Source organism: Candidatus Sulfidibacterium hydrothermale (assembly GCF_020149915.1).
Classification (GTDB): Bacteria; Bacteroidota; Bacteroidia; order Bacteroidales; family F082; genus Sulfidibacterium; species Sulfidibacterium hydrothermale.
Map to the genome: position 1 here is coordinate 1,044,281 of NZ_CP083760.1, position 25,424 is coordinate 1,069,704.

A 25,424-nucleotide genomic window follows, 5' to 3' on the forward strand; every position below is an offset into this window, starting at 1 on the left:
AAATCAGCATTGGGGAGGAGGAAACTCGGGCAGATTTTCACTTTCCAAAGTGAAAAAATGATACGGTTTAAAGGAAAAGGCAAGAAAACCGGGATACGGCAAAGAAAAGGCCTGTATTCCGGAAATATATTTCAGCGACAGGATTTTTACGGCATGACGTACCGGGTTGTTTCTGTCGGAAGAAGGTGAAAAGAAATCTTCCAGCTCTTGTCGTAGTGCTGTTTCTTCCTTGTCGCAAAGGCAGGAAATCAGTACTTTTCCGTTTCCCGATTTTACCGAAATCACATCGTACATCTCTCCATGATAGCGAAATTCTTTATTTTTTCGGGTCCAGTTTATTTTTTTAAAGGCTTCGCGGCTAAAAACAAGTTCCGTCCGATTGGTATTGTTTTCCAATTGTTTTTGCATGTTTTCCCGGATGGATTCCAACTCGGGAAAATAAAAAAGAGTGGTTCCCAATGAAGCCAGAAAAAGAGCAACAACAAGTATGTAGGCGATGAATTTCACAAAAACAAAGTTATAATTTATCCCGAAAGAAATTAACGGGTTTTGTTCAGAACCAGGATAAAAGAAGTTTGTCCTTTCTTTTTGGTGTTTAATAAAATATCGCCACCAAGCGAAAGCATGATTTGCTTGCTCAGGCTTAAGCCGATTCCGGAACCGTTTTCTTTGGTGGTGAAGAACGGAACAAAAATTTGCTCTCTGATTTCGGGCGGTATTTCCGGACCGTTATTGGCAATTTCAATTTTTACGGGACCGTCATCTGCCGGCTGCCAAAGTTTAATTTCCAAAACGGGCTGTCCGGTTTTCCCTGCGTTAAGTGCTTCCACCGCATTTTTTAACAAATTGGTCAGCACCTGCGATAATAATTCCGCATCCGTAGGAAAGAGAATGTCATCCGGAACAGATTTTCTTATCCGAACCGCATCGAACCCGGGACAGGCGCCGGCGGCCAGCAGGTTGCGTTCAATCAGTTCGGACAAATTTACGATGGCAAACCGGGGTTCGGGTAATTTGGTGAATTTCCGGTAGTTATCAACAAAATTCATTAATCCGCGACTGCGTTCTTCAATCACTTTAAGCCCTTTTACCGTGCGGGCAATCATTGCCGGAGTGACCTCTTCAACGGCAATAGTCCGGTTGTTTTTGGAATAATAGCCCAATATCACGTTCGACAATGTGGTGATGGGAGCAATGTTATTCATCATTTCGTGCGACAGTGTCCGGGACAGTTTTATCCAGGCATCCACCTCCCGGTTATCCAGTTCTTTGGTAATATCACTTACCGCAATCAACTTGATTTTTTCGTTTTTGATGGTGATTTCCGACAGTTTAAACAACAGTTTTTGTCCGTACCGGTTTTCAAAAATAGCAGACGAGGGACGGGAATTTCGGGTGTATTGCAGGATAAATTCCGGTAAAGCCTTGTCGATGTTTTTGAGGATATTCATGTGATGATATTCATGAAGTCCGACCAGCTTTTCCGCTTCCGGGTTGATATGGATGACCCTGCCTTTTTCGTTGACAGAAAAAAGGCCGGTGGAAGACTGGCTGATTACCGAACGGAAATATTGTTCCTGGGTAACAATTTCGGTTTTGGTTTGTCTGAAAAGTTCGTTGAGCCGCTGCATGCCGCGGTAAACATTGTCAATGGCCCGGTTTCCGGATGATGACGGAATTTTAAGCGAAGTATCCTCATTTTCAATCCCCATCAAAAAATAGGAAATCCACCGGTTCATCCGGTTGAAATAGCGTACAAGAAGAATAGCCACAACAAGCAACAACAAAGCAGCAACAATACCCAACGGAATATTTTGTTTTACAAAAAACAGCCAGGTAGTCAGCCCGGCAAGCAGGATAAGCAGACTTATTCTGAAAAATACGGCACAATAGAAATGTTTATATACCATATCTTTTCATTTTATTGTACAGCGTTTGTCGTGTAATGCCCAGCTTTTTGGCTACAGCACTCATATTCCCTTTTTCATTTCGAAGACAGGCTTTGATCATCTCTTTTTCCATTTCATCAAGGGGTTTAACCGGATAACTTCCTTTTGAAAATTTTGTATTTCTTTCAAGCGAAAAACTATCTTCGTCCAAAATGGTTTTGTCGGCTAAGATAACTGCTTTTTCAACAGCGTGTTGCAGTTCCCTGACGTTTCCCGGCCACGAATAATTCAAAAGGGCGTTTTTTGCTCCCCGGCCAATTTTAAGTCCGTATTTCTCATATTTTATCTTGTATTTATCCAGATAAAATTCGGCCAAAAGTAAAATGTCGTTGCCCCGTTCACGAAGCGGCGGCAGTTCGATGGTAATGGTATTGATGCGATACAGTAAATCCTGCCGGAACAACCCTTCGGCTACCAGTTTTTCCAAGTTTCGGTTAGTGGCCGAAATCAACCGGATGTCCACCGGTATCGGCGTATTGCTTCCCAGCCGGGTAACGGTTCTGTTTTGCAAAGCCGAAAGCACTTTCGGCTGTAATGACAAAGGCAGATTTCCGATTTCATCCAAAAAAAGGGTGCCTTTGTTTGCCAGCTCAAATTTTCCGGTACGATTTTCACGGGCATCGGTAAAAGCTCCTTTTGCATGCCCGAAGAGCTCGCTCTCAAACAGTGTTTCACTAATGGCTCCCATATCCACCGTAACCATCAGCTCATTGTTTCTTTTTGAACGGTGATGTATTTCGGCAGCGATAAGTTCTTTCCCCGTGCCGTTTTCGCCCGTAATTAAAACGTTGGCATCGGTAACCGCTACTTTTTTTACCATTTCCATCACCCGTTGCATGGCTTCCGACTGTCCGATAAGTTTTCGCGAAACAGGATGCAGTACTTGTTTCAGTTGGTCGTTGCTCCGGCGAAGCGAAATGGTTTCCAGCCTGCTTTTTCGCAGTTTTGAAGCCGCATGAATAGTGCCGATCAGCTTATTGTTGTCCCAGGGTTTTAATATGAAATCGAAAGCGCCTTCTTTTACGGCTTTTACCGCCAGCTCCACATCGCCATAAGCGGTAATCATCACCACACTGATGGCCGGATCGTATTCCAAAATCCGGCGAAGCCAGTACAATCCTTCGTTTCCGGTATTCATTCCGGCTGTAAAATTCATGTCCAGCAAAACAACATCCACCCGGTTTTTTTGTAAAGCCGAAAGCAGACTGTTGGGATTTTTCAGGGCAATTACTTTGTCAAATTCTGATTGCAACAGCATTTCAAGTGCCGTCAGCACATTTTCATTGTCATCAATAATCAGGATTTCGGGTTTCATTTTTGAATGTGTTGAAACAGTTTTTTGTCAGAAAATAAGTCATTTCTCACCGGTTTCTGGTTTGCTAAAGTACTCAACTGTAAATATAACAAACAACCGGTGTAAAAATATTTTACATCTTTTTTGCTTTAAACTTATCGGTATCTATTGTATTGTGCTGATTTTAAATTTATTACGCTTTTCGGCACAACCATTGAACAGTTTATTGTGAAAAACAAAGCGGACAACAAAATTTTAATTATGGACAGACCGATAGCAAAGAAGAAAGGCATAAAAAAGAAACATGTTTACATCGGCTTGGGGGTAATCCTGTTTTTACTGTTGATTTACAAAGCATTTTTTGCTACAAATTTGTCCACCTACCGGGTAGATGCCAACACACTAACCATTGACACGGTCAGAGAAGGTGTTTTTTATGATTACATTTCAGTGATGGGCACCGTAGAACCCATTGCCACTATTTATCTTGATGCACAGGAAGGCGGACGGGTGGAAAAGAAACTGGTGGAAGAAGGAGCCATGGTGAAAAAAGGCGAAGTAATTTTACGGCTGAGTAATCCGGATTTACGGCTGAGTATTTTAAACAGCGAAGCACAACTGGCCAAAAACAGCAACTTTCTGCGTGATACACGGGTAACCATGGAACAGGAAAAACTAAGCGTTAAACGTGAAATTTTGAATTTGAAATTCGACTTGATACGCAAAAAACGAATTTACGAACAAAACAAAGTGTTTTATCGGGATACGCTGATATCGCGAAATGATTATTTAAAATCGAAAGAAGACTACGAATATGCTCAACAGAGCTATCAGCTTTACCTGGAACGCCAAAAGCAGGATTCTATCTATCGCACTATCCAAATTCAGCAGATGAAAGAAAATTTGCGCAACATGGCACTGAACCTGAAGCTGGTACGCCAGCGCCAGCAAAGTCTTAATGTGAAAGCACCGGTGGACGGACAGCTCACCACCTTAGATGTAGAAGTAGGGCAATCGGTGCCGAAAGGCGGCAGGATCGGGCAAATTGACATCCTCACCTCGTACAAAGTAACCGCTCAAATCGACGAACATTATATTGACAAAGTGCGTGTGGGATTAATTGCTGTTTTAGACCGGAACGGCAAAGAATATAAACTGCGTATCCGAAAAATATTGCCGGGGGTTCACAAAGGCCGTTTTGAAGTGCAAATGGTGTTTGTGGGTAAATCACCGGCAAACATGCGTACCGGACAAACGTATTACATTCGTCTGCAATTGGGAAATCCTTCGAAAGCTTTGCTGCTGCCGCGGGGAGGTTTCTTTCAAAATACCGGAGGACAATGGATTTTTGTGGTGTCGAAAGACGGAAAATCGGCTGAAAAACGCCGCATCACCATCGGCCGCCAAAACCCGAAGTATTATGAAGTACTCAGCGGGCTGAAACCGGGCGAAAGGGTGGTTGTATCAGATTATGATAACTTTGGAGATAATGACAGGCTGGTGTTTAGGTAGGTGGGAAGGTAGAATGGGTAGAAGGGTGGAAAGATTAGAAGGTGGAAGAGTGAAAGGTTGATGACCAAAAAAAGAATGGAAAACATTTTAAACAATACGATTATGAACAACAAAGTTGAGAAATTTGAAGATTTACAAATTTGGCAGGACAGCGTAACCATTGCCGTGGATGTTTATGCTTTGTTTAGTAAGTCTAAAAATTTTGGATTCCGCGACCAAATTCAGCGCTCATCCGTTTCCATACCTTCTAATATTGCCGAAGGGTACGACCGACAAACCAATAATGAATTTATCCGGTTCCTGCGCATTGCAAAAGCATCCTGTGCCGAACTCAGAACACAGTTAATTATAGCCCAACGTGTTGGAATGGTTAAAGACCCGGCCGATTTGATTGAAAGAACAAAATCATTATCCGCGATGATTCAAAAACTGATAACATACAGAGATGGATTAAGAAGGAAAAAATGAGAGAGAAGTGAAAGGTAGGAAGGTTGGAAAGGTGGAAGGATAAAAAGGTAAAAGGATGGAGAGCTAGAAAGTAAAAGATAGAATGGGAAAAGAGTTAGAAGGTAAAAAAGCAAAAAGACGGCAAAGAATTACCCTCTCACCCTCCAACCTTTCTACCATCCAACCCATATATAAACTTGAAAAATTAAATAATTATGATCAAAATTAAAAATCTTGTAAAAGTATTCCGGACAGACGAAATCGAAACTTATGCGTTAAACGGAGTAAATCTGGAAGTAAAAAAAGGAGAGTTTGTCGCCATTATGGGGCCTTCGGGTTGCGGGAAATCTACTCTGCTCAGCATTATCGGACTGCTGGACAATCCTACCAAAGGCAGCTACTTGTTTAACGGAATTGAGGTGGCCAACATGAAAGAAAAAAATCGCACCCAACTCAGAAAAGGGCACATCGGTTTTGTCTTTCAAAGTTTTAACCTGATCGACGAACTGAATGCCTACGACAATGTGGAATTGCCCTTGTTTTACCTGAAAATGAAAGTTTCTGAACGCCGCAAAAGAGTGGAAGAAGTATTGCAACGCATGAACATCGGGCATCGTATGAAACATTTTCCGCAGCAACTCTCAGGCGGACAACAGCAGCGTGTAGCCATAGCAAGGGCTGTGGTGGCCAATCCCGACCTGATTCTGGCCGACGAGCCTACCGGAAACCTTGATTCAAAAAATGGTATCGAAGTGATGAACCTGCTTTCGGAACTCAATCAGGAAGACACCACCATTGTCATGGCCACCCACTCCGAGCGCGATGCTGCCTATGCCCACCGTACTATCCAGTTGCTGGATGGAGAAGTGATTATGGAGAAGGTGAACGAAACGGTACAAGTCTGATTTTTTTGAAGAATATCAAAACGTGTCAGGTTTAAGTCAAGCTCTGGAAATCAACAAACTAACAAAACAAAATGAAATGAAGATAGAAACTATTTTTAAAAGTCTTTTCAGGCACAGGCTAAATTCTACAATTATCATTATTAGTCTTGCCATTGGAATTGCATGTATCAATTTAATCTTCATCTTTGTTGCCAGAGAATACAATGCGGATGGATTTCAAAAAAATAAAAACCGCATTTATATTTTGCAAGCTGACAACCCGTTTAGGAAAGGGGAAAAGATGTATTATGTTAGCCCCGGTGCAGCGGAGTATATGAAAAAGAACTTTCCCGAAGTCAAAGATTTTTGCCGAATTTGGAATTATAATCCTCTAAAAAAAGTAATTGCCAATAACCAAAATTATTTTGATCAGCCCAAAGTCATCGCCGCATCCTCCAATTTCTTTAAATTCTTTTCATACAAGTTGGTTTCAAATTTGCCACAAAATGTATTGAAAACAAATCAGGATGTTGTCATTTCACAAAAGCTGGCCCATAAATATTTTGGAACTGCTGACCCTATCGGCCGGAAAATCATTTTGATAAATCGAAAGGGACAACGTCAAATGGTTGTGAGCGGAATTTTTAAAAAACCGCTTGAATGCTCGCAATTAAAATTCGATATGGTCACCCGGGTTAATGATAAAATTGGTACGCAATGTTATCTATTACTTGCAAAAAACACGAATATAAAACAACTTGAACAGAAATTTGCTCAATACAAGACTTCTATCCCCATTATGTATGACAGGAAGCCCGGCTCTTATTCTTTAAAAAATATGAAGTCTGTTTACTTTGATACTTCTCGGGGACAATATAGTCGCGATAAATCAGACTTAACAATTGCCCTTATAATCGCATTTATGATATTGGGGATTGCACTTTTCAATTATATAGGATTAACCAACAACCGACTCATCGAAAAAACCAAAGAATATGCAATCCGCTGCATAAATGGAAGCTCAAAAGCAAATCTGGTGACACGATTTATGGTAGAAAGTTTCATTTTAATAGGAACAGCATTTGCAATAAGCCTTGTTTTAATTGGCTGGATTATTCCTTTCTTTAACCAATTGACTTCTTCAACTATTTCAATTTCCTATATTTTTGAAACGAAAAGAATTGGATTATTATTGGGAATTCCTGCCCTGATTCTCTTTGCAACGTACCTGTTTGCTTTAGTCCGAATTAAGAAAATTACGGTAGTCGAAGGGCTTAAACCTGTAAACTTCCGATTTGCTGGAAAAATGAACTTTCCGGCATTTAATATTTTTCAACTTTCTGTTTCTATTATATTGATTATAGCATCCCTCATTATTTTGAAGCAAATTCATTACATAATGAATAAAAATATTGGATTGAACAAACAAACTCTGATAGTCAAAATTCCGGTTCAACATAAAAACCTTGCTCCTGTTTTTAAAACAGAGCTTGAGAAACAACCGTTAATTGAAGTAGTTTCCTTAGCTTCGTCCTCACCAGTATCTTTGGCACATTGGGAGGTTTTATTACATTATGATGATCATGGAGAGAAAAAGCCATACACCCCTACTATTTTTTATGGCGATCAGAATTATATAAAAGCCCTTGGAATTAAAATCATTAAAGGCAATAATTTTTCACAGGACGCAGAATCAAATAAAAATAAATGTATTATCAATGAATCGCTTGCAAGATTTTTCTCCGGTCGTCACTTAATCGGGCATAAACTTCCCGGAGAAAACAATTTAATTGTAATTGGAATTGTAAAAGATTTCAATTTTGCAAGTGTAAAAAAACACATAAAGCCTTCCTGTATATCTTACAGAAGCAGTGGTCTTTACCTGATAGTGAAACCGGCAAAAGGTCAAGCTGCACATGTAAGAAAAATTATTTCAAAAACATGGGATAAGTTAATCCCCGATTTCCCTGTAAATATACAGTCAATTGGTGACCGATACGAATGGTTAAATCGTGAAAATAAGAATTATGCAAACTTAATCGGAGCCTGTAGTTTGATTAGTGTATTTTTATCAATGATTGGATTATTTGCGATTGCATTTCATTCCAGCCGTCGTCGTACCAAAGAAATCGGTATCCGCAAAGTAAACGGAGCTTCAACCTCCGAGATTATAAAATTGCTCACAAAAGACTTTGTAAAGTGGGTGGTAATAGCTTTCGTTATTGCCGTTCCCATTGCCTGGTATGCCATGCACCGGTGGTTGCAAAACTTTGCTTATAAAACAACTTTAAGTTGGTGGATTTTTGTCCTTGCGGGGCTGATCGTTTTGTTCATTGCAATGGTTACCGTAAGCTGGCAGACTTTTATTGCGGCACGCAGAAATCCGACGGAAGCATTGCGGTATGAGTAAGAGGATGAAAGAATGAGAAAAAAGGCGGAAAGATGATGGGTGGAAGGGTGAGAAGGTGAAAAGATAAAAAAGTAAAAAACACCCATTCCCTCCAACCTTTCCACCCTTCTACCTTCCAACCCTTTTCGTACTAAATAACAATAAAAAAGACAACTATGAATATGATCATCATTGTATTGAAAAGGTTAAAATCTCAAAAACTGACAGCCTGGCTGCGGATTATCAGCATGGGTGTGGGAATGGCCAGTGCACTGGTGCTTTTTTATGTGGCCTGGAATGAGTTGAATACAGATAATTTTTATCCTGAAAAGAACCGGATTTACGAAGTGTTTAATAACTTTAAGTCACCCAATTACAGCGGAATCAGTGGATCACTTGTACAACCGCTGGTGCCGGCTATGGTTACCGATTTCCCGCAGGTGAAATACGGAACGGTACTTTTTCTCAACGGGAAAACCACTTACAAAGTTAAAGAGTCGCTGCTTGAAGCCAATACGATTTATGCCGATTCTTCCTTTTTCAAAGTTTTCTCCCGCTGGTTTGTCGCTGGAAAAGCAAACCGGGCATTGCAAACAATCAACACCGCTGTCGTTACCCGAAAATTTGCTAAAAAACTCTTTGGCAGCAGCCTTGCAGCACTGAATAAAGTCATTTATTTGAACGAAGTACGACCGATTGTCATCACCGGCGTTATTGAAAACTGGCCACCCAATGCCAGCTTTCAGGCAGACGTACTTATCTCGTTTGCCACTTTAAAAGACGAACATCGTTTATACATGGGCTGGGACGGCGGCGACAGCTTTCACGGCTACGTAAAACTTACAAAAAATGCCAATCCGCACGAAATTGAAAAAGAAATGCCCGCTTTTTTGCGCCGGCATTACAATGTGGCAGCCGACGAAGCCAACGGTTTTTACTCAAAATACGAGTTAATTCCCATCACAAAAGCGGCTTTTATCGAAAATCCGGAAAAGAAAATGACCTATTACATCATGATTTTTATTGGTATCCTGATTTTCGGACTGGTTTGTTTCAATTCGCTTTTGCTGGTGCTGGCAGGATACAATAAGTTTATGAAAGAAATCGCCATCCATCGCACCCTTGGGGCTTCCGTAGCAGATATCCAGCGATTTATCTTTAACGAAGCGTTGTTTTACATGCTGAGTTCAACAGGAATAGCGATACTCTTTTTGTTGTTGATGAATCCGTTTATCGAAGCTAATTTTCAGTTTGGACTGGCAGAAGCGTTCACCAACCGGACTTTTCTGCTTTTGTTCCTGCTGCTGTTTGTTCTTGCTTTTCTGGTGATTTATTTTGTGCCGGTTCGCTGGTCGATTCGCTTTTTTATGACGACACAAAAAACGGCATCCTTTTACAAACCGCCTCTTAACCGGAATCTGCAGCGGGCATTGCTTACCCTGCAAATTGGTATTTCTGTTTTTCTGTTCATTTTTTTGTTTTTTATTTACAGCCAGTTTAATTTTATTCGTTACTTCAACAAAGGATATAACTCAGACCAACTGGTTTACATCGAATTGCAAAACAAACCGCTCTATTCTAAAGACAAGGTAATCAAAAGCGAAATTTTAAAGATTCCCAATGTGTTGTCGGCTTGTTTGTCTGACGGCATACCGGTATGGGGGCTTCCCGGAAACGGTTTTTCCGCTACTCCCGACGGGCAAAAGACAATTATTGTACGTAATCTTTCGGTGGACAAAGATTTTTTTGCTACGCTGAAAATGAAACTGGAAGGACCCGGGTTTCAGCAAAATATCGAAAAAAACGGCGTGGTCATTTCACGCAAAGCCGCCCAACGGTTTGGATTACAAAATCCTGTGGGGAAAACCATTTATTTCTGGAAATCGCCGATGATTATCCGGGGTGTCGTAAATGATTTTGTAACCGGGTCGCTGCATTCGGCTATGCAGCCGGTAGTGTTTAACCAATACGACCAACATTCGGTTTATTCGGTACTTACGGTACGACTTGCACCACAGGGAATACGCAATACGGTCAGAAAAATAAAGTCCGCCATTCAGCATATTGTACCGGGACAAATTGTTCAGGTAAGGTTTTACAATGCTTCGCTGCAGGCGAATTACCAACTGGATCGTGCTGTAAAAAATACGGTGGTTTTGTTCTCGATTTTGGCCGCGCTGATTACGCTGGCCGGGCTGGTGGGTTTTACCCTGAGTATGATTCACGAACGCACCAAAGAACTGGGTATCCGCAAAGTAAACGGTGCTTCCGAAAATGCGTTGTTACTGTTGCTCAACAAAGTTTTTATGTGGAACATCGCCATAGCTCTGGTTATTTTCATCCCGGTTTCTTATCAAATTTCCAAACTGTGGCTACAACAGTATGCTTATGCCGTTCCTATGAAATGGTGGGTTTTTGTGTTGGTTTCCGTTTTGATTACGGCGGCTGTTCTCGGGGTGGTGTCCATTTTTACGATAAAAGCAGCCCGAAAGAATCCGGTGGAAGCGTTAAGGTATGAATGAGAAAGGTAGAAAGGTTGGAAGGTAGAGGGGTGAGATGGTGGAAGGGTGAGAGGGTAGTGGAGGTAGGAAGGGTTGATGGTAAGAAGGTGAGAGGGTTGATGATTTGGATGGTGGTAGGATAACGAGATTGGAATCACTCTTGAAAAAAGAGCCCCAATGCAGCTACTGTCAGGGCATGTTTGATTTTTCCGGTTTTTACGGCCTGCTTCAGCTCCTCCGGTTCTATTTCAAAAGTTTCGATGTCTTCGCCGGGGTCGAAATGGGTTTTCCCGGTCCGTTTTGCGTTTTGGGCCAGTACAAAATAGCAGGTATTCGACATAAAAGAAGGATTGGGATGTACTGCTCCGAGCAGCGTCAGTTCATCCGACACATAAGCGGTTTCCTCCTCCAATTCGCGGCGGGCGGCTGCCTCGGGCGAAACATCTTCTTTGTCGATAACACCGCCTGGGATTTCTACAGTAATTTCATCGGTACCGGCACGGTATTGTCTGATCAAAACGATTTTTCCTTCCGGCGTTACCGGAACCACATTAATCCAGTCGGGTGTTTCCATCACATAAAAATGGTGTTCCGAGTTTTTGTGCGTATTCAGTAAATCGCGGCGGTAAAATTTAAACAGTTTAAAATCGCATACGGTTTCCTGTCCGAGAATTTTCCACTTTTTCATGCCTTTTTCTGACAAATGTACAGCTTTAGCCGTAAAATCCTTTTTTGTTAAGATGTTTTAACACAGGAAAGGGAACTTTGGAAACGGGTGATTAAATTTTGCTATTTTTACACCATTCTCTTTCATGCACATGAGCGATAAAGCAAAAAAGTTTGGGGCTTTTGCCGGGGTATATACTCCCTCTATCCTGACGATTCTGGGGGTGATCATGTATCTCCGTTTGGGATGGGTTGCCGGAGTAGCCGGAATTTGGGGCAGTATAGCCGTTATTTTGCTGGCGCATGTTATTTCCATTACCACCGGATTGAGTATCTCATCCATTGCTACCGATAAAAAAATCAAAGCAGGAGGAATCTATTATATTTTGTCCCGTTCGCTTGGACTTCCCATGGGAGGCTCCATCGGGATAACGTTATTTGTGGGAACAGCCCTGAGTATTTCACTGTATATTGTCGGTTTTGTAGAGAATTTTTTGGATATCCCGTCCATTCAGCATTTTCTGGGTATGGCCGGACCGACAATACACAATACCCGGATTGTGGGAACGGTGGTTTTGATTATTCTTGCTGCTATAGCCCTTATTGGTACGCATATTGCCATCAAAACCCAGTTTGTGGTTCTGGGGGCCATTGGCCTTTCTTTGCTGTCGGTTTTTGTGGGATTTTTTCTCCATCCGGCTGCTGCAGCTTCTTCGGCATCTTTTGTTCCTTTTAAAGTGGCCAGCTTTACAGAAGTTTTTGCCATCTTTTTTCCGGCGGTAACGGGATTTACAGCAGGAGTGGCCATGTCGGGTGATCTGAAAAACCCCAAAAAAGATATTCCGGCAGGAACGTTATTTGCCATCTTTACCGGGTTGATCATTTATCTGGCTTTGGCAGTTGGATTTAATTTGTTTGTAGACAGAGATCTGCTGATCAATAATTATAATTTCTTACTGACCGTAGCCTGGATTCCTTTGCTGGTAGTTGCCGGAATCTGGGGTGCTACACTTTCTTCGGCTTTAGGCGGAATTCTTGGAGGACCACGAATTATTCAGGCCATCTCCAAAGATCATATTACTCCACCGGTTTTGGCCAAAGAACACGGAAAAAACAGAGAACCCCGCAATGCGCTTATTTTCACCTTTATTCTTTCTGAATTGGGAATTTTGGTGGGCGATTTAAACGCCATTGCCGGACTGGTTACCATGTTTTATTTAACGGCATACGGCTTTATAAACCTGGCATTTGTACTTGAAAAATGGGCCAGTACTGATTTTCGTCCATCTTTTCGTATTCCGGCCTGGGTAGGGGTTCTGGGATTTATCACTTCATTTCTCATCATGTTTAAGCTGGATATGCTGGCTATGGTCGGAGCGTTTCTGATTCTGGGATTTATTTTTTATCTCATCCGGAAAAAACAGCTTCACCTGGCCATGAACGATATCTGGCCCAGTGTGCTGGCTTCTATCATCCGCTGGGTGCTTACCCGGTTTAAAAAAATGCATTTTACCGAGGCCAACTGGCGGGCAAATATTCTTTTGTTTAGCGGTGGCAAGTCAAGCCGGCCGTATCTGGTTGAATTTAGCCGTTTTATCGCAGGACAATACGGGATGATTTCCAATTTTGACCTGGTGTTGAGTCCGCGTGCCCGCCGGCTTTTCCCTTCGCATCATGTGGCAATTCCTGAAGAAGAAATGGAAGGTGATGAAGCCATTTTTAAACGCCGTCAGGTTTGTAATGATATTTACGGCGCCATGGAAAGCCTGGCTGCTACGTATGGGTTTTCCGGAATAGAACCCAATACGGTGGTGCTGGGATGGGGACGTCACACCAAAGAGCCCATGCGTTTTGCCCAAATGTTGCGCTATTTTGAAGATATGGATCTGAATATCGTGATGCTGGATTATGATAAGAAGAAAGGTTTTGGGAATTATACCCGGGTGGATGTGTGGCTGCGTGGCGGGTCGAATAACGGAAGCCTGATGCTTTCGCTGATGAAGTTTATCCATGCCGATTATGCCTGGCACAATGCGGTGTTTCGGTTAATGCTTATTACGAACGGGAAAAAGAAAAAAGCTTCTATTAGAAAACGGATGCAGAAATTACTGAATCAGCACCGGATGGTGGCCGAAGTTGAAGTGATCGTGAAAACCCAAAGTGAAAATGTTCATGATATTATTAAAACCCGATCAGCAGAAGCCGATCTGATTATCATGGGAATGGCAGAAGTGCAGACCGGAAAAGAGAAGGATTTTATTGAACATGCCGATAGTTTGTATAATGATTTGGGAACATTGGTTCTGGTGAAGGCTTCTTCTTTCTTCAGCGATTTACATATAGGTGATTGAGTTTTAATATGGGCATTTGCCATTATAGATCTTAAAATACAATAGGTGTATAAAGGCTTTTGGCATCTTTATAATTTGTCGATAGAGAAAAGAAAAAAGGGTTGCGGCCATTCCCGCAACCCTTTCTTTTTCAGATAAGCTGTAATACAATTTTTTATACCAGTCCCTGTGCCAGCATGGCATCAGCAACTTTTACAAATCCACCAATATTGGCGCCTTCAACGTAATTAACATAATCACCTTCGGTACCATATTTCACGCAAGTGGAGTGGATATCTTTCATGATTTGATGCAGACGGTTGTCTACTTCTTCGCGGGTCCAGCTCAGGCGGAGTGAGTTCTGGCTCATTTCAAGACCCGAAACAGCTACACCACCGGCATTGGCTGCTTTACCCGGAGCAAAGAGCAGTTTGTGCTCGTGGAAAATAGCAATAGCTTCAGGAGTAGAAGGCATGTTGGCGCCTTCGCTTACAGCAATACAGCCATTGGAAACCAGTTTTTTAGCGTCGTCTTCGCTGATTTCATTTTGTGTTGCACAAGGCATGGCCACATCACATTTTACACCCCAAGGACGTTCGCCGGCGTGGTATTCTACACCATATTTTTCGGCATATTCTTTAATACGACCCCGTTTTACATTTTTCAGGTACATGACAAATTCCAGTTTTTCAGCATCAATGCCATCGGGATCGTAAATGTATCCTGACGAATCGGAAAGGGTTACTACTTTACCGCCGAGTTGGGTTACTTTTTCGGTAGCATATTGCGCTACATTACCAGAACCGGAAATCACCACAGTTTTTCCTTCAAAGGTTTCTCCTTTGGTAGCCAGCATTTCTTTGGCAAAATAGGTAGCACCATATCCGGTAGCCTCCGGACGAATCAGTGAACCGCCCCATTCGAGACCTTTGCCGGTAAGTACGCCGGTAAATTCATTTCTCAGTCTTTTGTATTGTCCGTAGAGGAATCCGATTTCACGGCCACCAACTCCAATGTCTCCGGCCGGAACGTCGGTATTCGGTCCGATATGACGTTGTAATTCGGTCATGAAGCTTTGGCAGAAGCGCATGACTTCATTGTCTGATTTTCCTTTGGGGTCAAAATCGGAGCCTCCTTTACCACCACCCATGGGCAGAGTAGTCAAAGAATTTTTCAAAACTTGTTCAAAGGCCAGGAATTTCAAAACGCCCAGGTTTACTGTAGGGTGAAAACGCAATCCGCCTTTGTAAGGGCCAATGGCACTGTTCATTTCCACACGATATCCCCGGTTGATCTGGATATTTCCTTTGTCATCCAGCCACGGAACGCGGAACATCACTACTCTTTCGGGTTCTACCATGCGATCCAGAATTTTGGCTTCTTTGTATTGGGGATTTTCCTCAATAAAAGGAATCAAAGATTCTACTACTTCATGTACGGCTTGATGAAATTCAACTTCACCGGGATTTTTGGCAATGACTTTCGCCATGAAATCATTGACCAGTTGTTCGTAATTTGCCATTTTTTATTATTTTTAAGGTTAAACGTATTATTTCGTTTCTGAGCCCGAAATTACCCAAAAATAGGGGCCGTTGTCCCGTTTTCCGGACGATTTGGGGGATTTTCGTAGGAATTTAAGGGAATTACGTATTGTACAATCAAAGATTTGTTTCGGGGTTTTCACCGGATGAAAAAGACGCTTTTGCCCTGATAAAATTTCACGATATATATAATATTTTATGGATAATCTGCCCTTTCCGGCGTGTTGTTAAAAAATCACATTTTTTTGAAATGCAGAAGGATTTTTAATAAATTTGTATGCAATAATTCCTAAAAACATATAAGATGCTTAAAACAAAGATTTTACCGTCAACAGAAGAAGCGTATTCCTATCCTTTGCTGATTAAACGGATACTGGCCGATTCGCTTAAATACGAACCTAACAATGAAATTGTATATCGTGATTTGACACGATACAATTATTTTGAACTGAATAAACGAATACGGAAACTGGCCAATGTATTGACTAATTTAGGTGTTCAGGCCGGAGATGTCGTGGCTGTGCTGGATTATGATTCGCCCCGTTATCTGGAGCTGTTCTTTGCTGTTCCTATGATTGGGGCTGTGCTTCATACGGTGAATTTCAGATTGTCGCCGGAGCAGGTTCTTTATACGATGAATCATGCAGAAGATAAAATTGTGTTTACCAATACCGATTTCTTGCCCCTGCTAAAAGGAATTAAAGATAAACTTAAAGTTTCGGTTCCCTGTATTTTGATGACAGACAGTGGTGAATTGCCCGAAGATGAAATGGTGATTTCAGGAGAATATGAAGAGTTATTGAAATCGGCCAGCGATATTTATGATTTTCCGGATTTTGATGAAAATTCGGTAGCTACCATGTTCTATACAACCGGTACCACGGGGAATCCAAAAGCCGTTTATTTTACACACCGTCAGTTGGTTCTGCACTCGATGGCCGAGATGATTACCTTTGGTGTTTTTGATTCGGTAGCCCGTTTCCGTTCTAATGACGTGTACATGCCGCTTACCCCGATGTTTCATGTACATGCCTGGGGGGTTCCTTATGCGGCTACCATGATGGGAGTGAAGCAGGTTTATCCGGGACGCTATGAGCCGGAAATGTTGTTGCGGCTGCTGTTGAGTGAAAAAGTTACCTTCTCTCATTGTGTCCCCACCATTTTACATATGTTGGTTTCCAGTCCGGTGGCTAAAGCCATTGACCTGAGCAATTGGAAAGTGGTCATTGGTGGCGCTGCATTGCCGGCGGGGTTGGCTAAAGCGGCTCTTGAACTGGGTATAGATGTGATTACCGGATATGGTATGTCGGAAACTTGTCCGGTCTTGACAGTTACCTATATGAATGCCGAAGACCGGAAACAAAATATCGAACGGCAGGTGGAATTGCGAACAAAGACCGGAATTCCCATTCCGTTGGCCGAGTTGCTTGTGGTGGACGAAAATATGAAACCATTGCCGCATGACGGGGAGTCTGTAGGTGAAATTGTAGCCCGTACGCCTTGGCTTACCCAGAGTTATTATAAAGAAGAAGAAAAAAGTAAAGATTTATGGAAAGGCGGATATCTGCATACCGGCGATGTGGCCTATGTAGATGAACGGAACTTCTTTAAAATTACCGACCGGATTAAGGATGTGATTAAAACCGGTGGCGAATGGGTTTCTTCGCTGGAACTGGAAAATCTGATTAGTAAACATCCGGCTATATCTGAAGTGGCCGTGGTGGGTGTTCCGGATCCAAAATGGTCGGAACGTCCGTATGCTATGGCCGTTTTGAAAGAAGGAGAAGAAACCACAACCGAAGAGATTCAGGAATTTTTGAAACAATTTGTGGATGACGGAACCATTAACAAATGGGCCATTCCGCAACGAATTGATTTTGTAGAAGCAATTCCAAAAACATCCGTAGGGAAAATTGATAAAAAACGAATCCGGGCTGAATACAAAGAATAATTCCGGGTTCAGCATACGGAAAAAGCCGGCTGTCTTTTAATGATAGCCGGCTTTTTCTTTTCCCGGTTTTTCCGGGAAGAGCAGATTAAGTCCGGGTTAATAAACAAAAGTACCTTTGTCCGTTTGAATGGTTACTCTTTTTGTTTCTGACGGTTCTACGTGTCCGACAATTTGAGCTTCTACATTAAAATGCTTTGAAATTTCAATGATCTGTTCCGCATTTTCTTCCGGTACATAAAGCTCCATGCGATGTCCCATATTAAAAACCTGGTACATTTCATGCCAGGGTGTTCCCGATTGGTGATGAATCATATCAAAAAGCGGTGGAACAGGAAACAGATTGTCTTTTACAACGTGTAGATTCTCAATAAAATGCAATACCTTTGTTTGGGCGCCTCCGCTGCAGTGAACCATTCCGTGAATCTGACTTTTCAGCGTTTTAAAAATTTCTTTGATTATGGGAGCGTAAGTACGGGTAGGCGACAGGACCAGTTTGCCGACATCAATACCCTGAACAGGAGACGGCCCGGTTAATTTCAGGTTGCCGGTATAGACCAGTTTTTCCGGGATATGCGGATCGAAACTTTCCGGGAAAATTTTGGCCAGCGAGTGTTCAAAAACATCATGACGGGCCGAAGTAAGTCCGTTACTCCCCATCCCGCCGTTGTATTCTTCTTCGTAAGATGCCTGACCGAAAGAAGCCAGTCCGACAATAACATCGCCAGGCTGAATATGGTTTTCTATAACCTCTGTGCGGGGAATCCGTGCGGTAACGGTCGAATCTACAATTACTGTGCGTACCAGGTCACCCACATCAGCTGTTTCTCCTCCTGTAAGATAAATCTGAATACCCCATTCCCGCATCTTTTCTAAAAAGGCTTCTGTTCCTTCAATTAAAGCGCGAATAACTTCTCCGGGAATCAGATTCTTATTCCGCCCGATGGTCGACGAAAGCAAAATGTTGTCTGTTGCTCCAACACAAAGCAGATCATCGGTATTCATTACAATCGCATCCTGGGCAATTCCTTTCCATACACTCAGGTCACCGGTTTGTTTCCAATACATATAAGCCAGCGCCGATTTGGTTCCTGCGCCATCAGCGTGCATGATGTTGCAAAAATTGTTATCTCCGCCGAGAATATCCGGAATGACTTTGCAAAATGCGTTAGGATAAAGTCCTTTGTCAAGATTTTGAATGGCCGAGTGGACGTCGTCTTTTGTATAAGAAACGCCGCGGTTTTCGTACCGGGAACCTTTTTCGCTATTTTTTTTCATCAAAAATAAACAGGTGCTTTTGGGTGTTAAAATGATACTTTCCGAACTTTTGTAGAATGTAATTACCAAAGACCAGGTCGAAATTTAACCGGTAACTCACAATCACTTTGACATCTTTAACGGTTTTATTGGCAATACGTACCTCGTCAAAATGAATCACTGCATGGTCGGCAATGGTATTGTTTTTCAAAATTTCTTTCGGATTACCTTCGAAATTGTTTTTGCTGATAACACCGTTTTGAAGCATGGCTAATGCTTTTTTCAGCGAGATCATTCCGGAGCTGTTGCGGTCGTAAACAAATTTCTCGTCATAGCCATTAATCAGACAAGGAACAACATACATTCCGGTTTTCTTGTCCGTTGTATATTTTACGCTATTTTCTATTGGGTTTACAGCAATTTGAATGGCCGTGGTGTCGATGGTCACTTTTCCGGCATTCGGAATAAAGTCTTTGCGTAGTACCCTGAATTCTGTACGCCGGTTGAGCGCATATGCAGCTTCTCTTTCTGCCTTGCTGGGCAGCGAATTGATAAAGGCATCATCCAGCGTGGTTCCTTTTTTGAAAAGGAAACCGTCTTTTACAATGTCTTTTTGCAAGGTGCGAGGAACTCTTTCGCCATAACCTTTTGCTACCAGCCGTTTGGGGTCAATGCCGCGCATGATAAGATAATCAACAACCGACCGGGCCCGTTTTTGCGAAAGGATATCATTGTATTCTTTCGTGTCGCGAGAGTCGGTATGTGAGCCCAGCTCGATGACCAGATTGGGATTCTCGCGTAATGTCTGGATTAATCCCTGTAACGAATCCTGATATTGCGGTTTCAGGTTCCATTTGTTCAAATCATAAAGAATATCCGGCAAAACGATGGGCTTTTTCGGAATGGGTTTTAAAACGATATCTTTTTTGAAGTTTTTGCTAAATTCGACTCCTGCTGTTGTGAAACGGCCAATGTTGTTGAAATAATTGTCTTTGCTTACTTTTACTTCGTAAGTGGTATTGGGTTTTATCTGGCTTTTACCGAAGGAATAAAATCCTTTGTCGTTGGTGATGGTTTTTACGGTAATTCCATCGGAACCAATAAGTTGTACGGTAGCATTGGGTACTCCAAATGTGGTCCGGTCGTCTGTTACGGTACCCGAAAGGGTGAATTCGAGCGGAGGTTCAATGAAATAGTAAATATCTTCTTTTCCGCGTCCGCCTTTCCGGTTTGAGCTTAAATATCCCCATGATTCTGTAGGATGAAAAATAATTCCGAAATCATCGTAGGTAGAGTTGATGGGGTATTTCAGATTTTTGGGTTTTCCCCAGTGTCCGGATGAATCAATTTTGCTGACAAAGATATCCAGTCCGCCCATGCCGCCATGGCCGTTGGATGAAAAATACAGAGCGGTGTCGCCCCGTAAAAAGGGAAACATCTCATCGCCTTTGGTGTTAATCAGCGGTCCTAAATTGATGGGATGGCCAAAAGGAGCACTTTTGGAAGTGCGGACAGACATCCAGAGGTCTTTCCCTCCGGCACCGCCCGGACGGTCCGAAGAAAAGATCAAGGTAAGTCCGTTGCTGCTCAGGGTAGGTTGTCCTACTGCCTGGGTGGTATCCACACCACGGATGATCAGCCGTCTGGCTTTTCCCCAGTTACGGCCGATACGGCTGGAAACATAAATCTGACACCCGTTTTTCTTGTCAGGGATTTGTGGACAGCGGGTAAAATAAAGTTTGTTAAAGCGACTATTCAGCTGAGCGGCTCCTTCGTTAGCCGGGGTGTTGATGTTTTTATTTTTATCCAGCAAAACCGGTGTGCTCCATTCGCCTTTTCTGTCTTGCCGGGCCATAAAAAGATCACTGAAATTTTGTCCGGTCCATTTATCGGTAGCCTTTCCGGTTACTCCGTCGCGGGTAGAGGTAAAAACCAATTCGTTGTAATTGGCCGAGAGAAAAGCCGGAGCAAAATCGGCTGCCCGGGAATTGAGTTTCCGGACGTTGGTAACTTTATATTTAGACGGATTGTTGATCCATTTTTGGATTAATGCAGCTGATTCGGCTCCCAGTTTGCCGCGGGGATCATCCGGAACTCTTTCGGCATAAGCCTTATATTGCTGGATGGCTTCATCGTATTTTCCGTCAATTTTTAAGACATCGGCCAGGTGCAATAAAACTTCCGGATGGTTTTTCGCCCATCCAAACCGGACCAGCCTGCGGTAAGCAGCTTCGGCACGATGGTAGTTTTCGGTATAATAATAACAATCAGCCAAACGATAAATAATCCGGTTTTTTTCTTCGCGGTTGTTTTTGACTTTGGTAAAGGCTTTTTTGTATTTGTCTATGGCGGCATAATACTGTTGCCGGGCAAAGAGTTCATCGGCAGCATGCGCCGGACTTTTTTTCTGGGCCAGGGTAATGACGGGTAAAAGAATGGCCAGTAAAAACAGAAAATATTTGATCGTTAGTGCCTTCATACGTTTCTTCTTCCGTTATCTTTTGGTGCTGATGGTTTTTTCTGCCGGTTTAATATGAATTTCGTTTTTGGGTACTTCCGGTTTGTTCGGTTGCTGTTTTGTACGCGAAGCGGTTGTTTTTCTTGGCCGTCCCGGTTTTTGGGCCGTTGATTTTTTATCCGCTGCTTTTCTTCCGCTTCCTTTTTTTGCTGTAGTTTCTTTGGTATTACTTTTTGTCGTTTTTGCTGTTGTTTTCCGTTTTCCGGTACTTTTTTTCCTGACTGTTTCGGTTTGTTTGCGGGAAGTGGTTTTTCTTGGCCGCCCCGGTTTTTTGGCCTCTGCAGGATTCTTCTTTTTTGTTTGTTGCCTCCTGGGCTTATTGCTTACTTCTTCTTTCTTTTCGTCTGCCGGTTGGCTGTCAGAAACTTCGGGCTGGTCGGCTTTTGTTTTTTTTGCTTCGTATTCATCCCGTTTTTTTTCTCTTTCAATCCGGTTGGCTTCGCGGTTAATTTCATTTTTTACGTCTTCCGAAGCCCGTTTAATTTCATTAATGAATTTTCCCAGGCTATGGGCCAGCTCCGGTATTTTACCGGGGCCAAAAACTAAAAAAATGGCCAAAACGATGAGAAAAATCTCGCCCGTACCTAAATCAAAAAAGAGTAAAACCAATGCTATTAATTTTTGTTATTCGCAAAAGTAAAAAAAATCCCCTTGGACTGTCGGTTAATTATTTTTTGTTTTCTTTGGCTTTTACTTGCAAGCCGTTATGGTACATCACTTTTTTTTGCAGTTGTCCCAATGTGTCATAAGTGTACCAGGTTCCGTCTTGTAAGGCATGCTTGTATTGGCCTTTAATGAGTAGCCGTCCGGTAATATCATATACTTTAAAAGGACCTTGCAGCGTGTCGTTTACATAAGTGCCAATAGTAGAAATTTTTCCGTCTGAAAAGTATTTTATCCAACGTCCGTTTTTCTTTCCGTTTTTGTATTCGGTTACTTCAGCCGGTTTGCCGGTTTCCGGAAAGAAAACGGTGGTTGTTCCTTCTTTTACGCCTTTGCTGTAGTTTTCTTCAAGAACCAGTTTCCCGTCCGGATCGTTGTAATAACGCCAGGTGCTGTCTTTTTTCTTGTCGAAATAATAGCCTTCGGCCATCTTTTTCCCGTCCAGGTAGTAAGTGGTAACGTGGGCTTTACGTCCATTGTCAGAATAAACCATTTCTGCTTTTTTCATGCCGGCAGGATAGTAGTAAATGAAAGTTCCGTAAGGTTTCCCGTTTCGAAATTGTCCGCGGTATCGTAGTGCTCCGTTGCTGTAAGTTCCGGTCCATTTTCCTTGCCGCAGCCCTTGTTTATCCGTGACATTTTGTGCTTTGACAGGAAAAAGATATGACAGCATTAAAACCAGAAATAAAAATGATTGTTTCATTTTGCCCACCGCTGAAGTAAAAGTTTTATTTTTATCGGCATCAAAAGTAACATGAATTGAACGAATATTCTTCAAAATTATTGGAATCGGCAGTAAAAGAATTGTCGCGTTTGCCGGGTATCGGAAAAAGAACCGCTTTACGGCTTTCCTTGCATTTGTTGCGGGAAGATCCGTTGGTTACACGTCATTTGGCTGAAGCCCTGATGAAAATGCGGGATGAAATCATGTTTTGTAAAAGGTGTAATAATATATCGGACAATGAGTTGTGCGATATTTGCCGTAATCCGAAACGGGATGAACATACCGTTTGTGTGGTGGAAGATACCCGCGATGTATTGGCTGTTGAAAATACGGCCCAATTCAATGGTTTGTATCATGTTTTGGGCGGCATTATTAACCCGATGGAAGGTATCGGTCCTAACGATTTGAATTTATCACATCTTGTGGAGCGGGTGCGCACCGAAGAAATTCAAGAAATTATCCTTGCGCTTCCGGCTACGGTGGAAGGCGATACTACCGGATTCTATATCTTCAAATTGCTGTCGCCTTTTGATATTAAAATTACCACCCTTTCGAGAGGGGTGGCTATTGGGAATGAATTGGAATATACCGATGAAGTTACGTTGGGAAGATCTATTTTGAACCGACTTCCTTTTGATGAAGCCAATCGCCAGTAGGTTGTCTGTTTTTTCTGGTGGTTAGTGTTTTAATTCCTTGATTTTTTTAGGACTTTGGGTAACGGGATTTTTCCGGTTTCCGATAAAATTACGCCAAGAATAACAATAATCATCCCGATTGTTTTTCGCAAGCTGAATTCTTCTCTGAGCAGGTAAAAAGAGAATATAACCGTAAAAGCCGGGATCAGGTTGGTGTAAAGGCTGGATTTAATAACACCGAGATATTTCACAACCAGCGTGTATAAAACAAAAGCTACCGATGAAGCAAAGATACCCAGCATTAACAACGAAACAATAACAAGTATTCCGGGTTTAATATTCACAAAAGAGCTTCCGTCAATAACAAGAAAAAAGGGCAGGAAATACAGAGAACCCAACATGTTTTGCCACGCAATAATGGTTACCGCATTATAATGACGACTCAGTTTTTTTAAAGCCACCACATAAAATACGGCGGAAAATACAGCAAGAAACAAAAGTAAAATTCCCCACGGATTAGCACTGAGTTCAAAATCTTTATTTAAGAGAATCAATAACAATCCGGCAAAGGACAAAATCAGCCCGGCTATATTGAAGGGTTTCAATTTTTCCCTGAAAAAAAACCAGCCGGCAAAAGGGGCAAAAAGTGGAATGGTAGCCACAATAATGGAGCTTAAAGAGGCAGAAACCATACTTAAGCCATAATTTTCGCCTATAAAGTAAAGAAACGGATTCAGGAATGCGCTCCCCAAAAATAACCAGCGGTCAGCTTTTTGTATGGGTTTCAACAGTCCGGTGGCATAACCAAAAATAAAAAGAACCACAAAAGAGATTAGCAAACGGAAATAAATGGTGGTTAGCGGAGAGTAAACTTCAAAAACAATTTTAGACCAAACATACGACATGCCCCAGAAAAACATAGAAATGAAAGCAATAATATGCACATGGAGGGGTTTCATGAAGAAAGGTTATCGTTTTTTGTGTGGCTTAAAATGGGGTTTATAATCAAGATAAGGCATCAGGAAAACTTTTATTGATCCGACAACGATATTGGCTTCTACATAAACCGGGTAACGATACTGATCGTCTGTAATATAAACCAGTAGTGGGTCGGTATCGGAAAAAAAAGTACTGTTCAAAAGAACGGCTTTATAAACATCACATTTGATTTTTTTTCGTTTATGTTCCATTGTGCCTTTCCCTGTATAGACAATGTAATATGTTGTTTTTTTCCCGTCTACAACCAGAGGAACCGGGATGGTGTCGCCTATCGGTAATGAATCTGTGTTGATAATGCGAAGGTAGTACGTAGCACTCAGTACGTCATATAGTGGCTTTTTAAGAGAAAGAATGGTGTCTTTTAGGGGTTTGGTAGAGGTTTCGGTACGGACATTCATGTATTGTTTTTCCCAGTGAAAGTGGTAAATGTTATGGATAAAATAGCCGCCTTCGAGGGTTTTTTTCTCGTAATACAGCGGACGGAATCCTTTCTTTGACACAATCGCCTGGTAATGATCTTCCAGTTTAAAGATGAATGCATATTTTTTTAAGGAGTATCCGGTTGCAATAAAATGAAAAGATGGTTTTCCATCATAGGTTAAAGTATCTGTTTTCAAATCAGCATATCCTGCATATACCCAAATTGGTCCCAGGTTATAATAAACCCGTAACCTTAAGTTTTCATGGGGTGAAAAAGGATAATCAAACGTGGATTGGGCCTGGCTATTGGGAATTCCGGCTAACAGAATAAGGCTGAAAAAGAATGTGATGGTTTTTAATTTCATAAGATGTTCTGAATTTTCAAAAGTAATAAAAACCGCTGTTTGCCGAAGAAAAATTGCAATTCGTTTTGTTGGTAATGTGAAATGCCGCTAAATAACAGTTTGTCAGATGTAAAGATGCTGTGCAAGGATATTTCCGGAAATTGAATCCGGGGAATCCGGTGCGCTTTTTCATTAAAAAAAGAGACTGTCTTTGTTAAGACAGCCTCTTTTTGTAGCGAGGCCGAGAATTGAACTCGGGTCCGCCAGCCGGCGGATATGAATCCTCCAAAATTTTTTCTTTTAAAAAAACAAAAGGCCAGAAATTTCTTCCTGACCTTTAAATGTAGCGAGGCCGAGAATTGAACTCGGGTCCGCCAGCCGGCGGATATGAATCCTCCAAAAT

General features: G+C 42.0%; 19 protein-coding genes. 8 read left to right on the forward strand and 11 right to left on the reverse strand.

Features of this window, described 5'->3' with window-relative positions; translation table 11 throughout:
- Nucleotides 1-3 precede the first annotated feature (3 nt).
- The 3 genes from LA303_RS04085 to LA303_RS04095 are packed head-to-tail and all read right to left on the reverse strand — an operon-like array spanning nucleotide 4 to nucleotide 3,264.
- Nucleotides 4-507, reverse strand: a complete 504-nt coding sequence (locus LA303_RS04085) for a hypothetical protein (RefSeq protein WP_240526665.1) — start codon at nucleotides 505-507, stop codon at nucleotides 4-6.
- A gap of 32 nt (nucleotides 508-539) precedes the next feature.
- Entirely contained in the window at nucleotides 540-1,910 is a 1,371-nt protein-coding gene (locus LA303_RS04090; protein ID WP_240526666.1) for a sensor histidine kinase, read from the reverse strand.
- The gene (locus LA303_RS04095; RefSeq protein ID WP_240526667.1) at nucleotides 1,900-3,264 is read right to left on the reverse strand and encodes a sigma-54-dependent transcriptional regulator; all 1,365 of its coding nucleotides are present in this window, start codon (nucleotides 3,262-3,264) and stop codon (nucleotides 1,900-1,902) included. Before LA303_RS04095 ends, LA303_RS04090 begins: the two co-directional genes overlap by 11 nt.
- Nucleotides 3,265-3,504: 240 nt before the next feature.
- Between LA303_RS04095 and LA303_RS04100 the strand changes: the two genes are divergently transcribed.
- The 5 genes from LA303_RS04100 to LA303_RS04120 all read left to right on the forward strand — a co-directional run bounded on the left by LA303_RS04100 (nucleotide 3,505) and on the right by LA303_RS04120 (nucleotide 10,997).
- Nucleotides 3,505-4,755 carry an efflux RND transporter periplasmic adaptor subunit gene (locus LA303_RS04100; protein WP_240526668.1) on the forward strand — a complete coding sequence of 417 codons (1,251 nt, stop codon included), beginning with the start codon at nucleotides 3,505-3,507 and terminating at the stop codon, nucleotides 4,753-4,755.
- Nucleotides 4,756-4,830: 75 nt separating this feature from the next.
- Entirely contained in the window at nucleotides 4,831-5,223 is a 393-nt protein-coding gene (locus tag LA303_RS04105) for a four helix bundle protein (RefSeq protein WP_240526669.1), read from the forward strand.
- Between the two features lie 194 nt (nucleotides 5,224-5,417).
- Nucleotides 5,418-6,107, forward strand: coding sequence for an ABC transporter ATP-binding protein (locus tag LA303_RS04110; protein ID WP_240526670.1), 690 nt, complete (start codon nucleotides 5,418-5,420; stop codon nucleotides 6,105-6,107).
- A 76-nt stretch (nucleotides 6,108-6,183) separates the two neighbouring features.
- On the forward strand, nucleotides 6,184-8,496 hold the full coding sequence (locus LA303_RS04115) for an ABC transporter permease (RefSeq protein WP_240526671.1): 2,313 nt from the start codon (nucleotides 6,184-6,186) through the stop codon (nucleotides 8,494-8,496).
- Nucleotides 8,497-8,651: 155 nt separating this feature from the next.
- Nucleotides 8,652-10,997 (forward strand): ABC transporter permease, encoded by a 2,346-nt coding sequence (locus LA303_RS04120; RefSeq protein WP_240526672.1) that lies wholly within the window; start codon nucleotides 8,652-8,654, stop codon nucleotides 10,995-10,997.
- A gap of 133 nt (nucleotides 10,998-11,130) precedes the next feature.
- On the opposite strand, the gene LA303_RS04125 is transcribed toward LA303_RS04120, so the two are convergent.
- Entirely contained in the window at nucleotides 11,131-11,664 is a 534-nt protein-coding gene (locus LA303_RS04125; protein WP_240526673.1) for an NUDIX hydrolase, read from the reverse strand.
- Between the two features lie 130 nt (nucleotides 11,665-11,794).
- On the opposite strand from LA303_RS04125, the gene LA303_RS04130 reads away from it, so the two are divergent.
- On the forward strand, nucleotides 11,795-13,993 hold the full coding sequence (locus LA303_RS04130) for an APC family permease (protein ID WP_240526674.1): 2,199 nt from the start codon (nucleotides 11,795-11,797) through the stop codon (nucleotides 13,991-13,993).
- Between the two features lie 154 nt (nucleotides 13,994-14,147).
- Here the strand turns inward: LA303_RS04130 and gdhA are convergent, their stop codons facing one another.
- Entirely contained in the window at nucleotides 14,148-15,494 is a 1,347-nt protein-coding gene (gene gdhA / locus LA303_RS04135) for an NADP-specific glutamate dehydrogenase (protein ID WP_240526675.1), read from the reverse strand.
- A 323-nt stretch (nucleotides 15,495-15,817) separates the two neighbouring features.
- Here gdhA and LA303_RS04140 point away from each other — a divergent pair, with 323 nt between their 5' ends.
- Entirely contained in the window at nucleotides 15,818-17,464 is a 1,647-nt protein-coding gene (locus LA303_RS04140; RefSeq protein ID WP_240526676.1) for a fatty acid--CoA ligase, read from the forward strand.
- A 96-nt stretch (nucleotides 17,465-17,560) separates the two neighbouring features.
- On the opposite strand, the gene LA303_RS04145 is transcribed toward LA303_RS04140, so the two are convergent.
- From LA303_RS04145 to LA303_RS04160, 4 genes are read right to left on the reverse strand one after another with little or no spacing between them, the layout of a single operon-like run.
- Entirely contained in the window at nucleotides 17,561-18,739 is a 1,179-nt protein-coding gene (locus LA303_RS04145) for an AIR synthase-related protein (RefSeq protein WP_240527107.1), read from the reverse strand.
- Nucleotides 18,726-21,197, reverse strand: a complete 2,472-nt coding sequence (locus LA303_RS04150) for an OmpA family protein (protein ID WP_240526677.1) — start codon at nucleotides 21,195-21,197, stop codon at nucleotides 18,726-18,728. The genes LA303_RS04145 and LA303_RS04150 overlap by 14 nt, the downstream gene beginning before the upstream one ends.
- Before the next feature lie 15 nt (nucleotides 21,198-21,212).
- On the reverse strand, nucleotides 21,213-21,845 hold the full coding sequence (locus LA303_RS04155) for a Sec-independent protein translocase subunit TatA/TatB (RefSeq protein WP_240526678.1): 633 nt from the start codon (nucleotides 21,843-21,845) through the stop codon (nucleotides 21,213-21,215).
- A gap of 58 nt (nucleotides 21,846-21,903) precedes the next feature.
- Entirely contained in the window at nucleotides 21,904-22,602 is a 699-nt protein-coding gene (locus LA303_RS04160) for a toxin-antitoxin system YwqK family antitoxin (RefSeq protein ID WP_240526679.1), read from the reverse strand.
- 56 nt (nucleotides 22,603-22,658) lie between these two features.
- On the opposite strand from LA303_RS04160, the gene recR reads away from it, so the two are divergent.
- Complete coding sequence (gene recR, locus LA303_RS04165) at nucleotides 22,659-23,279, forward strand: recombination mediator RecR (RefSeq protein ID WP_240526680.1); 621 nt, start codon at nucleotides 22,659-22,661, stop codon at nucleotides 23,277-23,279.
- Between the two features lie 29 nt (nucleotides 23,280-23,308).
- On the opposite strand, the gene LA303_RS04170 is transcribed toward recR, so the two are convergent.
- The gene (locus LA303_RS04170; protein ID WP_240526681.1) at nucleotides 23,309-24,217 is read right to left on the reverse strand and encodes a DMT family transporter; all 909 of its coding nucleotides are present in this window, start codon (nucleotides 24,215-24,217) and stop codon (nucleotides 23,309-23,311) included.
- 9 nt (nucleotides 24,218-24,226) lie between these two features.
- A complete protein-coding gene (locus tag LA303_RS04175; protein ID WP_240526682.1) occupies nucleotides 24,227-25,042 on the reverse strand; it encodes a DUF3108 domain-containing protein in 816 nt (271 codons plus the stop codon).
- Between the last annotated feature and the right edge of the window lie 382 nt (nucleotides 25,043-25,424).

What these genes read in the sequence shown, in the direction of transcription:
- LA303_RS04175 (WP_240526682.1), bottom strand. Translation starts at nt 25,042, where the DNA reads ATGAAATTAAAAACCATCACATTCTTTTTCAGCCTTATTCTGTTAGCC.
- LA303_RS04140 (WP_240526676.1), top strand. Translation starts at nt 15,818, where the DNA reads ATGCTTAAAACAAAGATTTTACCGTCAACAGAAGAAGCGTATTCCTAT.
- LA303_RS04095 (WP_240526667.1), bottom strand. Translation starts at nt 3,264, where the DNA reads ATGAAACCCGAAATCCTGATTATTGATGACAATGAAAATGTGCTGACG.
- LA303_RS04115 (WP_240526671.1), top strand. Translation starts at nt 6,184, where the DNA reads ATGAAGATAGAAACTATTTTTAAAAGTCTTTTCAGGCACAGGCTAAAT.
- LA303_RS04170 (WP_240526681.1), bottom strand. Translation starts at nt 24,217, where the DNA reads ATGAAACCCCTCCATGTGCATATTATTGCTTTCATTTCTATGTTTTTC.
- LA303_RS04145 (WP_240527107.1), bottom strand. Translation starts at nt 18,739, where the DNA reads ATGAAAAAAAATAGCGAAAAAGGTTCCCGGTACGAAAACCGCGGCGTT.
- LA303_RS04160 (WP_240526679.1), bottom strand. Translation starts at nt 22,602, where the DNA reads ATGAAACAATCATTTTTATTTCTGGTTTTAATGCTGTCATATCTTTTT.
- LA303_RS04130 (WP_240526674.1), top strand. Translation starts at nt 11,795, where the DNA reads ATGAGCGATAAAGCAAAAAAGTTTGGGGCTTTTGCCGGGGTATATACT.
- LA303_RS04120 (WP_240526672.1), top strand. Translation starts at nt 8,652, where the DNA reads ATGAATATGATCATCATTGTATTGAAAAGGTTAAAATCTCAAAAACTG.
- LA303_RS04100 (WP_240526668.1), top strand. Translation starts at nt 3,505, where the DNA reads ATGGACAGACCGATAGCAAAGAAGAAAGGCATAAAAAAGAAACATGTT.
- LA303_RS04150 (WP_240526677.1), bottom strand. Translation starts at nt 21,197, where the DNA reads ATGAAGGCACTAACGATCAAATATTTTCTGTTTTTACTGGCCATTCTT.
- LA303_RS04105 (WP_240526669.1), top strand. Translation starts at nt 4,831, where the DNA reads ATGGAAAACATTTTAAACAATACGATTATGAACAACAAAGTTGAGAAA.
- gdhA (WP_240526675.1), bottom strand. Translation starts at nt 15,494, where the DNA reads ATGGCAAATTACGAACAACTGGTCAATGATTTCATGGCGAAAGTCATT.
- LA303_RS04090 (WP_240526666.1), bottom strand. Translation starts at nt 1,910, where the DNA reads ATGGTATATAAACATTTCTATTGTGCCGTATTTTTCAGAATAAGTCTG.
- LA303_RS04125 (WP_240526673.1), bottom strand. Translation starts at nt 11,664, where the DNA reads ATGAAAAAGTGGAAAATTCTCGGACAGGAAACCGTATGCGATTTTAAA.
- LA303_RS04110 (WP_240526670.1), top strand. Translation starts at nt 5,418, where the DNA reads ATGATCAAAATTAAAAATCTTGTAAAAGTATTCCGGACAGACGAAATC.